At 67.3% G+C, this 12978-nt stretch carries 11 protein-coding genes; 6 read left to right on the top strand and 5 right to left on the bottom strand.

The window, feature by feature from the left end; translation table 11 throughout:
• Positions 1-30: 30 nt before the first annotated feature.
• Positions 31-1587, bottom strand: a complete 1557-nt coding sequence (locus SLQ30_RS24285) for a class I adenylate-forming enzyme family protein (protein WP_319449348.1) — start codon at positions 1585-1587, stop codon at positions 31-33.
• Positions 1588-1598: 11 nt separating this feature from the next.
• Positions 1599-2462, bottom strand: coding sequence for an AIM24 family protein (locus SLQ30_RS24280; protein WP_319449347.1), 864 nt, complete (start codon positions 2460-2462; stop codon positions 1599-1601).
• Between the two features lie 124 nt (positions 2463-2586).
• On the opposite strand from SLQ30_RS24280, the gene SLQ30_RS24275 reads away from it, so the two are divergent.
• Together SLQ30_RS24275 and SLQ30_RS24270 are read left to right on the top strand one after the other, a co-directional pair.
• A complete protein-coding gene (locus tag SLQ30_RS24275) occupies positions 2587-2787 on the top strand; it encodes a hypothetical protein (protein ID WP_319449346.1) in 201 nt (66 codons plus the stop codon).
• 69 nt (positions 2788-2856) lie between these two features.
• On the top strand, positions 2857-3414 hold the full coding sequence (locus tag SLQ30_RS24270; protein WP_319449345.1) for a hypothetical protein: 558 nt from the start codon (positions 2857-2859) through the stop codon (positions 3412-3414).
• A 66-nt stretch (positions 3415-3480) separates the two neighbouring features.
• Here SLQ30_RS24270 and SLQ30_RS24265 read toward each other — a convergent pair whose 3' ends face one another.
• Entirely contained in the window at positions 3481-5364 is a 1884-nt protein-coding gene (locus SLQ30_RS24265) for an ABC transporter ATP-binding protein (RefSeq protein ID WP_319449494.1), read from the bottom strand.
• Between the two features lie 8 nt (positions 5365-5372).
• Positions 5373-7139 (bottom strand): ABC transporter ATP-binding protein, encoded by a 1767-nt coding sequence (locus SLQ30_RS24260; RefSeq protein ID WP_319449493.1) that lies wholly within the window; start codon positions 7137-7139, stop codon positions 5373-5375.
• A gap of 225 nt (positions 7140-7364) precedes the next feature.
• On the opposite strand from SLQ30_RS24260, the gene SLQ30_RS24255 reads away from it, so the two are divergent.
• Both SLQ30_RS24255 and SLQ30_RS24250 read left to right on the top strand, forming a co-directional pair.
• The gene (locus SLQ30_RS24255; protein WP_319449492.1) at positions 7365-7874 is read left to right on the top strand and encodes a DUF3558 domain-containing protein; all 510 of its coding nucleotides are present in this window, start codon (positions 7365-7367) and stop codon (positions 7872-7874) included.
• Between the two features lie 5 nt (positions 7875-7879).
• The gene (locus SLQ30_RS24250; protein WP_319449344.1) at positions 7880-8431 is read left to right on the top strand and encodes a DUF3558 domain-containing protein; all 552 of its coding nucleotides are present in this window, start codon (positions 7880-7882) and stop codon (positions 8429-8431) included.
• A 5-nt stretch (positions 8432-8436) separates the two neighbouring features.
• On the opposite strand, the gene SLQ30_RS24245 is transcribed toward SLQ30_RS24250, so the two are convergent.
• Positions 8437-8949: a SixA phosphatase family protein gene (locus tag SLQ30_RS24245; protein WP_319449343.1), complete on the bottom strand. Its 513-nt coding sequence runs from the start codon at positions 8947-8949 to the stop codon at positions 8437-8439.
• A gap of 136 nt (positions 8950-9085) precedes the next feature.
• Here SLQ30_RS24245 and SLQ30_RS24240 point away from each other — a divergent pair, with 136 nt between their 5' ends.
• Positions 9086-10237 (top strand): exonuclease SbcCD subunit D, encoded by a 1152-nt coding sequence (locus SLQ30_RS24240; protein WP_319449342.1) that lies wholly within the window; start codon positions 9086-9088, stop codon positions 10235-10237.
• Entirely contained in the window at positions 10234-12846 is a 2613-nt protein-coding gene (locus tag SLQ30_RS24235; RefSeq protein ID WP_319449341.1) for an AAA family ATPase, read from the top strand. Before SLQ30_RS24240 ends, SLQ30_RS24235 begins: the two co-directional genes overlap by 4 nt.
• Positions 12847-12978 lie beyond the last annotated feature (132 nt).

Here is a 12978-nt window from a genome sequence, read left to right as displayed (position 1 = left end):
CCATGGGGGGTATGGGTAGTTGGCTAGCTCTCACCCGCGGAATCCGCGAGCGAGCGACTTCTTGTCGACCTTCTCCCCGGCCAACGTCGGCAGGGGATCGGAGCGGATCTCCCACCGCGTCGGGATGGCGAAGTACGACAGCGTGGCGGAGACGTGGTCGACCAGCGCGTCCTGCGTCGGCGCAGGAGTGTCGACCCGGTGTACGACCACGGCCACCAACTCTTCGCCGAGGTCAGGATGGGGAATCCCCATGGCCGCGACCTCGACGACGGCCGGGTGAGTGGCGATGGCCGCCTCGACGTGCGGGCAGGCGATGTTCTCGCCGCCGCGGATCACGACGTCCTTGCTGCGCCCGTCGATGAAGAGGTAGCCGTCGTCGGTGAGGTGCCCGAGGTCACCCGTATGCAGCCAGCCGTCCTCGTCGACGGTGTCGTCATCGGCAATCCCCGCGTATCCGATCATCACCGTGGGGGAGCGGGCCAGCACCTCGCCCACGCCGGCGGCGTCGGGGTCGGCGATCCGAAGTTCCACGACGGGGTACGGGCGGCCGACGGTGCCGGGGTGGGCCGCCAGATCGCGCGCGACGGCCGCGGTGAGGAACCCGCCCGCCTCGGTCATGCCCCAGGTATTGCTGAGGCCGCGCGTGCGCAGGTTCGGAACCTTCGCGCGGATCCGGTCGAGCAGGTCGGTGGTGACCGGCGCGCCACCCAGCGGCCAGGACTTCAGGCTGCTCAGGTCGAACGAGTCGAAGTCGGGGTGCGCGAGCAGCCGGATCGCCATGGTGGGCACCGCGCCCCAGACCTGGATGCGTTCCCGTTCGATGAGCCCGAGGATCTGTCCGGCGTCGAAGCGGCCTTCGGTGATGACGATCTTCCCGCCGGTGAGGAAGTGGGTGAGCAGGCTCGACAGTCCCCCGACGTGGAACATCGGCGTGGTGGCCAGACTGACCGCTTGTGGGGACTCGTCCGTGAGCAGGTGTGGAAACCGGCCGTTGCGGGCAAGGATGTTGTGCTGGTTGCAAATGACCGAACGACGCGACAGCTCAACGGCTTTCGGCATGCCCGAGCTGCCGGAGGTGAAGAGCACCACGGCAGGCGCGTCACCGTCGGTGTCGGGGCCGGTCGCGCCGTCGCCCACTGCGTCGAACGCGGCACCCAGGTCGCCGAGCGGGCTCGTCGGCGCATCGACGGTCAACTCGGCGTCGGACAGCACCAGTCGAGGCTGCAGCAGCGTGACGGCGTGGTCGAGTTCGGCGGGACTCCACCACCGATTGGCGAGCACCGGAACCGCGCCGCTGACCCACGCTGCCCACAGCGCGACGATCCACTCGGGACTGTTGTACCCGTACACCATGACCCGGTCGCCGGCCTGGACGCCGAGCGCCGCCAGCATCGGACGCGCCGCGCCGACGGCGTTGCGGAACGCTGCGAAGGAAATCCTGCGTTCGCCGTGTACGAGAAAGGTTCGGTCCGTCCACGCCGACGTTCCGGTGAGCAGATCGTCGAACGTCGACGGACCCTCGGAGTAGACCAGTCCGTCGTGTCCACCGAACGATCCCTGGCGGACGTCGGATCCCCAGAGCGCCATGTGTCGGCACCCTACTGCGTCGCGAGTTGGATGCCCTCCGACGGTTGGACGATGACGAAACCCTGGCCGTGGAACGCGACCTGCAGTGCTTCACCGGAACCACGCCCGATCAGCGCACCTGCCTTGAAGCTCGTCTTCAACTGGGTCTGCAGGCTCGCCGACCACGCCACGACGGCGTTGGTGTCGGCGAACGTCGGCGCCTCGGCTGCGTTGAGCACCACCGGCGGACCGTCCGTAGTCAGTGCCACCCACCCCGTGCCGCGAAGTGTGGTGTTGAACAGCCCGCCGGTCGCGATGCTGCCGCCCTTCACGCGCTCGATGTTCCAGTCCAGGCTCGAGGAGAACGCGAGCACGTTCTTGCCGCTGATCGAGAGGCCGGTGTTGTTCAGGTTCAGCATGTGCACGTCGTAGGCACGCTCGGCGAGGAACACGTCGCCCTGGCCCTGGCAGCGCATCAAGGGCAGGCCTTCGCCGGTGAGCGCCTTCTTGAGAAACTTCCCCGCGCCGCCGCCCTCGAACGCGAAGTCGACATTGCCCTGGTAGGCCACCATCGCGCCTTGGCGTGCCATGAAGGGCTCGCCCAACCGAACCCGGAGCAGCTTGCTGTTCTGGTTCGCGATCGGCTTTGCTTCCTTTTCACTGAACCGTCCGTCGACCAGGTCGCCGGTGATGCCCGCGAAGCCGTCGCCGGAGGGTTGCGCGGCAGATGCAGGTGGGGTGCCCTGGCCGGCCTGCGCGGGCGCGCCGCCCAACGGTGCGGTGCCCGTCCGCCCCTGATGGGAGATCTGCTCGGTCCAATTCCGGCCGTCCCACCAGCGGTATTCGTAACGACCTTCGGGGTCGGGTTGCCAGCTGCCGGGTCCAGGTGCAGTCACCGCGTTGCTCCTTGCGCTAGAAGTCCGCCCATTCGCAGGCGGCTCACAGGAACTGTATGGCAATCCGATGGACGCTCTGGGGCAGATCGACCGCCGCGGCGCCCTGAACTGGCATCCTGGGCATATGGCAAAGGAAATCGACCCGCTGCGCGCCAAGGGCGCCCTAGCGGTGGTCAAGCAACACCCCGGCATGGTGTTGTTCGCGGCGGCACCCGGCATCGTCGCGCTGGGTGTCGTGTGGTGGCTTTTCGGGAGCGGATGGGCGGCGCTGCTGTTCATTGCGCTGGTGCTCGGCGGTGGGGCTGCACTGCTGCGGAAGCGTTAGCGGAAGGTCCGGCGTTCGCCCGTGGTGAACTGCGCTCCTTTACAGCTGTAACGGTGTAATCATGTAATCATGAGAACTCACCATCACCGCGGCCGCTCCGGCGGCTGGCAGCAAGCCCAACAGCCCGACGCAAGTGACGCCCCCGACTGGATCGCCGGTCGACTCCCCGAGGCCTGGTTCGCGGGCGACCCCAGCGTCGTCGTCGACCGTGAAGAGATCACCGTCGTCGGCCACCTGCCCGAGCCGGAAGGCGACGAGAGCGAGGCCCGCGCGTCGGGTCGGGCCGCGCGCTTCCGCGAGGAGACCCGCTCGGAGCGGATGCGGATCGCCGACGAGGCCGAGCACCGCTACGGTCGCAAGGTCGCCTGGGGCGTCGAGATCGGGAGTGGCGAGGCGGCGGAGCGAATCCTGTTCACCCACATCGCCGTTCCCGTGATGACGCGCCTTAAGCAGCCGGAGCGCCAGGTGCTCGACGTCTTGGTCGACGCGGGCGTGGCCCGCTCGCGTTCGGACGCCTTGGCGTGGTCGGTACGGCTGGTCGGCGAGCACGCCGACGAGTGGCTTGGCAAGTTGCGCGAGGCGATGTCGACGGTCGACGACCTGCGCGCCGAGGGCCCGTCGCTCTAACCCCCTCCCGCGATTTCGGCGCGGTATTCGGGGTCGTGCCCGGAAAAGCGCGCCGAAATCGCAGGGTTAGACCTGCGTCATCGACCAGTACTCGCCGCGGCGGGCCAGCAGTTCGGTGTGTGTGCCACGCTCGACGATCTGCCCGGCCTCCATTACCAGGATCAGGTCGGCGTCTCGGATGGTCGAAAGTCGGTGGGCGATGATGAAACTCGTCCTATCCCGGCGAAGTTCGGCCGTGGCTAACTGAATCAGCAGTTCGGTGCGGGTGTCCACCGAACTGGTGGCCTCGTCGAGAATGAGCAGTCGTGGCTGGGCGAGCAGCGCCCTAGCGATGGTGATCAGCTGCTTCTCACCCGCGCTGATGTTGCTGCCGTCATCGTTGACCCAGGTCTGGTAGCCCTTCGGCAGCGAATGGACGAACCTGTCGACATGAGCCGCCTCGGCCGCCTCGACGACCTCTTGCTCGGTCGCGGCGGGCTTGCCGTAGGCGATGTTGTCGTAGATCGTGCCGCCGAACAGCCACGTGTCCTGCAGCACCATGCCGATCCGGGAGCGCAGTTGGTGACGAGCCATGGTCGCGATGTCGATGCCGTCGACGAGGATCCGACCGGAGTCGACCTCGTAGAAACGCATCAGCAGGTTCACCAGGGTGGTCTTGCCAGCTCCCGTAGGGCCGACGATCGCGACGGTGCTGCCGGGCTCGGCGACCAGGGAGAGGTCTTCGATGATCGGTGTGCCCGGCCGGTAGGCAAAGTCGACGTGCTCGAACTCGACGCGGCCGGCGAGCGGGCGGTCCGCGCCGGGAGCCGGTGACTCGGGGGTTTGCTCGTCGGCGTCGAGTAGTTCGAATACCCTTTCCGCACTGGCGATCCCAGACTGCATGGTGTTGTACATCCCGGCCACCTGAGTGAGTGGCTGATTGAACTGGCGGACGTACTGAATGAAGGCCTGAATGCTGCCGAGCGTGAGTTGGCCCGTCGCGACCTGGATTCCGCCGATCACCGCAACGCCGACATAGCTCACGTTGCCGATGAACGTCGTCGCCGGGCCGACCAGACCCGAGAGGAACTGCGCCCCGAAGCTGGCCTGGTAGACGTCGCCGTTGAGTTCGCCGAACTTGTCCTCGGCCAGCGCCCGATGGCCGAACGTCTTCACCACCGTGAACCCGCTGTAGGTCTCCTCGATGTGCGCGTTCAACCGGCCGGTGTTGCGCCACTGCGCGATGAACAACCGCTGTGAGCGGCGCGCGATCGTGCGCGTGGCGAGCAGTGACAGCGGCACGGTAACGACGGTGATCAGCGCCAACAGCGGCGAAATCGTCAACATCATCACGAACACGGCCACCACGGTCAACACCGACGTCAGCAGCTGACTGATCGTCATCGACAGCGACGTCTGGATGTTGTCGATGTCGTTGGTCACCCGGCTGAGCACCTCACCGCGCTGTCGTGAATCGAAGTACGACAGCGGAAGTCGATGCACCTTGTCTTCGACGTCGGACCGCAGCGCAACCATGGTGCGTTGAACGGTCACGTTGAGCAGTCGGGCCTGCAGCCACACGAGCAGGGCGGCAATCAGATACAACCCAAGCGCCAGCAGCAGAGTGCGGCCGATGGCGCCGAAGTCGACACCATGCCCAGGAATGACGTTCATGCCGGACAGCAGGTCGGCGAAACTGTCGTCACCCCTGGCCCGGGCGGCGTCGACGGCCTGTTGCCTGGTGATCCCCGCAGGCAGTTCGCGGCCTATCACCCCGTTGAACAGCAGGTCCGTCGCGTGGCCAAGCACGCGTGGTCCGATCACTCCGATCGCGATTCCGCCGATGCCGAGCAGCAACACCGTGACGGTCATAACCCGTTGCGGAGTAAGCCGTTTCACCAACCGCAGGGCCGAGCCCTTGAAGTCCTTCGACCGCGTCGCGGGTGGCTCGACACCGATCCGCCGGTTCATCGGGCCGCTCACCGCGGCTCCCCAGCGGTATCGAAGGTCGCCGGCGGCCCGGCTCCGCCCACGGACTGGGAGTCCGCGAACTCCGCGTAGATCGGGCAGTCGGCAAGCAGCGACTCATGCGTTCCGACGCCCACCACGACGCCGTCGTCGATGACCACGACCTGGTCGGCCTCTGCCACCGTCGAAATGCGTTGCGAGACGATGAGTACCGTCGCGGTCGCCGACACCTCGCGAAGCGCAGCGCGGACCCGTGCATCGGTGTGGACGTCGAGTGCGGAGAACGCGTCGTCGAACAGGTAGATGGCGGGCCGGCGGATGACTGCGCGCGCGATGGCCAGCCGTTGGCGCTGTCCGCCTGAGAAGTTGATGCCGCCTTGCGCGACGGGCATGTCGAGTCCTTCGGGATGAGCAGACACGAAGCCGTCGGCCGCCGCTACCCGCAACGCCTCCCACATCTCGTCGGCGGTCGCGTCGGCCTTGCCGATCCGCAGATTCTCGGCGACGGTGCCCGAGAACAGGTAGCCGCGTTGCGGCACCACGCCGAGCGTCGTCCACAACTGCTCGATGTCGTAGTCGCGGACGTCGACGTCATCGATGCGGACCGCTCCGCCCGTCACGTCGAACAGCCGGCAGACCAACGAGATCAGCGTTGACTTGCCAGACCCGGTCGAGCCGACCACCGCGGTGGTGGTCCCCGGTGATGCCGTGAGCGAGACTTCTTGCAGCACAGGGCGATCAGCGCCCGGATAGCTGAACGTTGCGGATTCGATGCTGAGCCGCCCCGTGACTGCCGAAGGCATCGTAGGATGCGCTGGGCTGGCGATCGCCGGGATGGTGGTCAGCACGGCGGTGATGCGCTCGGCGCAGACCGAAGCCCGGGGCAGGATGACCAGAATGATGGTCGCCAGCAGCACGGCCATCAGGATCTGCATGAAGTAGGACAGGAACGCGATCAGCGATCCGACCTGCATTTGGCCCGCATCGATGCGTTGACTGCCGAACCAGATCAACGCCACGCTGGACACGTTGACCACCAGCGTCGTCACGGGCAGCATCAACGCTTGCCAGCGGCCCACCGCAAGGGCGGTGTCCGAAAGTTGTTGGCTGGCTTCGCCAAACCGCACCCGCTCCAGAGGTTCCCTGGCAAACGCTCGGATGACTCGGATCCCCGACAGCTGTTCGCGCATCACGCGGTTGATGTTGTCGATCAGCCGTTGCATGGTCCGGAACAGCGGCAGCAGATGCGACACGATCCAGTAGTTGGCCACCGCGAGTAGCGGAACGCTGACGAGCAACAGCCACGACAATCCGGCGTCCTGGTGGACGGCCATCGCGATGCCGCCGATGCTCATGATGGGTGCGGTGATGAACATCGTGCAGGTCATCTGCACCAGTAACTGAATCTGCTGAACGTCGTTGGTGGTGCGGGTGAGTAGCGTCGGCGCACCGAACCGCGCGGTCTCCTCGGCCGACAGCCCCGTCACGTGGTGGAAGATGGCCGACCGCAGGTCGCGGCCGAAGCCCATGCCCGCCCTCGAGCCGAAGTACACCGCGCCGACGGCGCACACCACCTGCCCGCCGGTGACCGCGAGCATGATGCCGCCGAGTTCGGTGATTCTGCCGGTATCGCCCTTCGCGACTCCGTCGTCGATGATCGCCGCATTGATGGTGGGCAGGTACAGCGAGGCGAGCGTGCTGACGACCTGCAACGCGGCCACGATGGCCAGCAGCCTGCGGTACGGCCGCACGTGCTGCCGCAGCAGAGCCCAGAGCATCTGGTAACTGTCGCATACCTTCCTGGTCGGGCCGTGCTCGGTCACGACGCGAAATGTGGCAAGAAAAGACCAGGTCAATCGGCATGTCGGTGGTTGCCGTTCCGGGCTGCCGCTACAGTTGCGGGCGTGATTGCAAGACGCGGCGGCCTGACCGCGGGAAACATCCCGTCGCTCCGCACGCCCAAGGTGCGCAACGTCAAGGTGCTCGTCGCAGCGGCCGCGGCGATGATCCCGCTATTGGCTGCCTGTGGGGGTTCGGACCAACCGGCGGGGCCGAACGTTCCCCAGACCAACGCACCGCAGCAGGGCGCGTCCCAACACGGGCCGATGTTCCCGGAGTGCGGCGGCGTCAGCGACCAGGTCATCGCCGATCAGACCAAGGTCCCCGGTTTAGTCCAGACCGCCCGCAACTCGGTCGGTTGCCAGTGGTTGGCAGGCGGCGGGATCCTCGGCCCGCACTTCTCGTTCTCCTGGTATCGCGGCAGCCCGATCGGTCGGGAGCGCAAGACCGAGGAGTTGACGCGCACCAGCGTGGAGGACGTCAACATCGAGGGTCACGACGGGTTCATTGCCTACAGCGACGATCCCAATCTCGGCATCAGCCTGTGCGAGGTCGGCATTCAGTTCAACGACGACTTCATCGAGTGGTCGATCAGCTTCGCCCAGAAGCCGTACCCCGATGCGTGTGCCGTCGCGAAGGAAGTCACCCGCCAATCGATCGTGAACGCGAAGTGAGTGGGATGAGTAGAGGCCGACGAGTGCTGGCAGGCGTAGTCGCCGTGTTGGCGGCGACCACGTTGACGGTGGGCTGCGGACGCACGGTGCAGGGCACGGCCACCAAGGAGGGCACCTCCGACGTGCCGCGCAACGACGATTCGATGAAGAAGTACCCGAATCTGTTGAAGGAATGCGACGTGCTCACCGAGGACATCCTCGCCAAGACCGTCGGCGCCGACCCACTGGACATTCAGAGCACGTTCGTTGGCGCGATCTGCCGCTGGCAGGCGGCCAACCCGGCCGGCCTCATCGACATCACCCGGTTCTGGTTCGAGCAGGGCAGCCTCGACAACGAGCGTGCGGTTGCGCAGAACCTGAAGTACCAGATCGAGAGCAGGCGCATCAACGGTGTCGACTCGATCGTGTTGCACACCACCGATGCCAACGGTGCGTGCGGAGTGGCCAGTGACGCGGCGGGCGTGGTCGGCTGGTGGGTGAACCCTCAGGCTCCGGGTATCGACGCGTGTGGCATGGCGATCAAGCTGATGGAGCTGACGCTGAATACGAGCAGCTGAGTCAACTACCGAGGCACGTGAAACGCGACCACCGTCGCACCGCGCAACTCGAGCCGCGACCATGGCTCGGCGGTCCGCAACACCGCGACGGCTGACGTCGGGTACTTCATCGCCATCTGTTCGACGGCCGCGTGGTCGCCGTCGGCGTACAGCCCGAGCGCGAGTTCGGACGTGGTCGGTTCGTGGCCGACGACGAGCAACGTCCTCACGTCGAAGTCGAAGACCTGCTCGAGCCCATTGATCACGTCGAGCGTCAGGCCCGGCGTCGAGTCGTAAAGCTGGTCGACGAACTGGGTCGGCGCGTCGATGCGAGTACGGGCCAAGGTCTCCCGGGTGCGAGTAGCCGTCGAGCACAGCACTGCGTCGACGGCAGGCGCGTTTGCCCGAATCCAGTCGCCGGCAAGGCCGGCTTCCCGAACACCGCGCGGGGCAAGGGGCCGCTCGTGGTCGATCACGCCGTCGGGATAGCCCGACTTCGCGTGCCTCAGCAGCAACAACGTGCGGTCAGGGGTGCTCACGTCACTTACGGTAACCGGTTGCGCACCCGGTTGCTGCGGGTGATCCGCTACATGCCGCGCGAGGTCCGCTGACTTGTCGGTCGGCGGACCTACACTCGCCATGCCCCGGTTAACGACAGGAAGGAGGGCCGCTCAGATGCGATTCGTGCACACCGCCGACTGGCAGCTCGGCATGACCCGTCACTTCCTCAACGGTGAGGCGCAGCCACGGTATTCGGCTGCCCGCCGCGACGTCGTCGCCGGGCTCGGTGCACTGGTCGCCGAGACGGGGGCCCAGTTCGTCGTCGTTGCGGGCGACGTCTTCGAAAGCAACCAGCTTGCGCCTGCCGTCGTCGGGCAGTCGCTAGAGGCCATGCGTGCCATCGGCGTTCCGGTGTATCTGCTGCCCGGCAACCACGATCCGCTCGATGCAGGTTCGGTGTATACGAGTGCGCTGTTCACCGCCGAGTGCCCTGACAACGTCACAGTGCTCGATCGCTCGGGTGTGCTCGAGGTGGCGCCCGGTGTGCAGATCGTCTCCGCCCCTTGGCGTTCCAAGGCTCCGACGCGAGACCTGGTGGCAGAGCTGCTCCTGGACCTGCCCGCCGATGGCGTCACCCGCATTCTCGTCGGACACGGTGGCGTCGATGTGCTCGACCCCGATCCTGACAAGCCGTCGATCATCGGCCTCAAGGCTGTCGAGGCGGCGCTCGAGCGCGGCGGCATCCACTATGTGGCGTTGGGCGACAAGCACTCTCGCACCGAGGTTGGATCCACCGGCCGGGTCTGGTACTCGGGCGCGCCAGAGGTCACCAATTACGACGACGTCGAGTCGGATCCCGGACACGTGCTGATCGTGGACATCGACACCGATGCCCCGCATCGTCCGGTGTCGGTGAGTGCACGCCACGTCGGGCGCTGGAAGTTCCTTACCCTGCGGCACACGGTCGACAATGATCGTGACGTCACGGACCTCGGGCTCAACCTAGATCTGTTGCCCGACAAGGAGTGCACCGTGGTGCGGCTCGCACTCTCGGGCTCGCTGACGGTTACCGACAAGGCGGAGCTCGACGCGTGCCTCGACAGGTACTCACGGCTGTTCGCTGCACTGACCACGTGGGAGCGCCACACCGAGCTCGCCGTGATCCCTTGTGACGGTGAGTTCGACGACCTCGGAGTCGGAGGGTTCGCAGCCGCCGCCGTCGATGAGTTGGTGGCCACCGCGCGGTCGGACGGCCCCGAGGCCGAGGCCGCCCAAGCCGCGCTCGCCTTGCTGCTGCGACTCGTCGACAGGGGGACCGCGGCGTGAAGCTGCACCGGCTGGTCCTGACGAACTACCGCGGAATCGCCCACCGCGAGCTCGAGTTTCCCGACTGCGGAGTGGTCGTGATCAGCGGTGCCAACGAAATCGGCAAGTCGTCGATGATCGAGGCGCTCGACCTACTGCTGGCGGCCAAAGACCGCTCGGGCAAAAGGGAAGTCAAGCAGGTCAAACCCACACACACCGACGTCGCGACCGAGGTGATCGCCGAAATATCCACGGGTCCTTACCGATTCGTGTACCGCAAGCGCTTTCACAAGCAGGCCCTCACCGAACTCACGGTGCTCGCCCCGCGTCGAGAGCAGCTGACGGGCGACGAAGCGCACGAGCGGGTGCTGAGCATTCTCGGTGAGCACGTCGACATGGAACTCTGGCGTGCGCAGCGGGTGCTGCAAGCGACGTCGACGGCTCCGGTCGAGTTGACCGGCTGTGACGCCCTGTCGCGCGCGCTGGATGTGGCGGCCGGCCAGGTGGTCGCGTCGTCGGGAACGGAGCCGCTCCTAGTCAACGAGATCGACGCGGAATACCGTCAGTACTTCACGGCCACGGGCCGGCCCACCGCGGAGTGGCTAGCCGCGACGAAGCGGCTGGAACTGGCCGTCGCGCAGGTGGCTGACTGCGCGGCCCAAGTCGCAGAGGTCGACGGCGCGGTAGTGCGACACGGCGAGCTCACCGAGCGCCTTGCCCGCGCAGCGCTGGAGCGCACGGCCGCGGCACAGCGCCTCGAGGCAGCGCAGGCGGCCGCGGCCACCATAGCGACGCTCGTCGAGCGGCTTGGGCAGGCCCGCGGGCTCGCCGAGGCCACCCAGACCGCGCATGCAGCGTCCGTTGCGGCGGTCGGAGAGCGCGCCTCGTTGACGGCCGACGTCGAAGTGCGCGCCGCCGTCGTCACGGAATTGACCGCATCCGTTCAGCGGGTCGTGGAGGAGCAGGCGTCAGCCGCGGAGGTCAGCGCGGCCGCAGCGGCAGCTGCCGAAACCGCGCGCGTAGCTGCCGAGGCAAGCGACGTGCGGGTCCAGGATGCGCGCCAGGCCGTCGATGCCATCACCCGCCGCGACGAAGCCGATCGGCTGACCAAGCGCATCGCCAAGATCGAGGTGCTCTGCGGTGAGCTGCGCAACAGCGATGAGGTGCTGGCCAAGATCACCGTCTCGGAGTCCTTGATGCGCGAGGTCGAGACGGCCTACGCGGCCGTCGATCGCGCTGTCATGCAGGCCGAGTTGGCCTCTGCCCGAGTCGAAGTCACCGCGGTCGCCGACATCGAGGTGCGTGTCGCCGGCGAGCTGATCGAGCTCGCGGCGGGCTCGGTGCATTCCGTCGCCGCTACCTCGACCACCGACGTCGACGCGCCCGGCGTGCTCTCCGTGCGCATCGTGCCCGGCGCGCCGGCCGCGGATTCTCAGGACAAGCTTGACTCGGCGCGCGGCGCACTCGCAGCGGTGCTGCAGCGCGCGGGTGTGCCCGACGTGGCCGCCGCCCGCGAAATGGACCAGCGGCGGCGCGAGGTCGAGACGGCCAGGGACCGGGCGAGTGCGACGCGCAACGGCCTGCTCGGGGACGACGACGTCGAAGCCCTACGCGCGAAGGTGGTCGAGCTCCGACTGGGCGTTCCTGCGGACTGCACCGGCGATGCCGAGACTGCCTGCGTCGAGCTCGAGTCGGCGAATGCTGCCCATCGGCCCGCTCGCGAGCATGCCCTGGCGCTCCGCGAAGCCGCGACGACGGCCGCTGCGGCGGCGGGTGAGCTCACCACCAAGGCCACCGTGCTGTCTGAGAAGTTGGCGGCCACCCAAGCCGAGTTGGCAAAGGCCACAGACAAATTGGGCCAGCTGCGTAGCTCGGCCACCGACGAGCAGTTGGCGGTGAAGGCCGCCGCCACCGCCGAACGGGCGCACGGCGCCGCGCAGCAGGCCGAAGCGCTTGAGGCAGAACTCGCAGGGCTCGCGCCCGACGCGGTCGCTGACGAGCTGGCCGCTGCCTGCGACATCGCCGCTACGCTCGCCAGCCGACATGACGAAATCGGCGAGCAGTTGCGCGACGTCGCGGCACAGCTGAAGGTGTTCGGCAGCGAAGGCCGACAGGGCAGGCTCGACACCGCCGAGGCCGAACGTGAACACGCCGAGGCCGGATACGGGCGGCTGCGGCGTCGTTCGAGTGCAGCCTCGTTGTTGCGTTCGGTCATGACGCGGCACCGCGACGCGGCACGGCTGCGGTACGTCGACCCGTTCCGAAGCGAGGTCGAACGCTTGGGCCGCATCGTGTTTGGGGACGACTTCGAGGTGGAGATCGACGGAGAGCTCAACATCTGCAGCCGCACGCTGGCTGGCCGGACCGTGCCCTACGACTCGCTTTCGGGCGGCGCGAAGGAGCAGCTGGGCGTCGTGGCGCGGCTGGCCGGGGCCGCTCTCGTCGCCAAGGAGGACGGCGTCCCGGTCGTCATCGACGATGCGCTCGGCTTCACCGACGCGGTCCGGCTGACCAAGATGGGTGAAGTCTTCAACGCCTTCGGTGGCGATTCACAGGTCATCGTGCTGACGTGCAACCCCGAGCGATACGCGACCGTCGCCGATGCCACGCACGTGGAATTGATCGCGTAGGACTTGCGATTTGTGGAGTGGGGGGGGGGGGGGGGGGGGGGCGCCGGCCACCACGCCCCGCGGGGCGCGACGCTGGGGGGGGGGGGGCGGGGGGGGGGGGGGGGGGGGGGGGGGGGCGCCCGGGGGGGGGGG

Origin of the sequence: Mycobacterium sp. RTGN4 (assembly GCF_033804635.1) — a bacterium.
Lineage (GTDB): Bacteria > Actinomycetota > Actinomycetes > Mycobacteriales > Mycobacteriaceae > Mycobacterium.
Note: the sequence above shows the minus strand (reverse complement) of the source record. Positions and strands in the feature narration are given on the sequence as shown.

Bases quoted from the DNA above. Each gene is read 5' to 3' on its own strand.
- SLQ30_RS24255 (WP_319449492.1), top strand. From the start codon at position 7,365: ATGATCCCGCTATTGGCTGCCTGTGGGGGTTCGGACCAACCGGCGGGG.
- SLQ30_RS24265 (WP_319449494.1), bottom strand. From the start codon at position 5,364: ATGAACCGGCGGATCGGTGTCGAGCCACCCGCGACGCGGTCGAAGGAC.
- SLQ30_RS24260 (WP_319449493.1), bottom strand. From the start codon at position 7,139: ATGCTCTGGGCTCTGCTGCGGCAGCACGTGCGGCCGTACCGCAGGCTG.
- SLQ30_RS24250 (WP_319449344.1), top strand. From the start codon at position 7,880: ATGAGTAGAGGCCGACGAGTGCTGGCAGGCGTAGTCGCCGTGTTGGCG.
- SLQ30_RS24270 (WP_319449345.1), top strand. From the start codon at position 2,857: ATGAGAACTCACCATCACCGCGGCCGCTCCGGCGGCTGGCAGCAAGCC.
- SLQ30_RS24240 (WP_319449342.1), top strand. From the start codon at position 9,086: ATGCGATTCGTGCACACCGCCGACTGGCAGCTCGGCATGACCCGTCAC.
- SLQ30_RS24285 (WP_319449348.1), bottom strand. From the start codon at position 1,587: ATGGCGCTCTGGGGATCCGACGTCCGCCAGGGATCGTTCGGTGGACAC.
- SLQ30_RS24275 (WP_319449346.1), top strand. From the start codon at position 2,587: ATGGCAAAGGAAATCGACCCGCTGCGCGCCAAGGGCGCCCTAGCGGTG.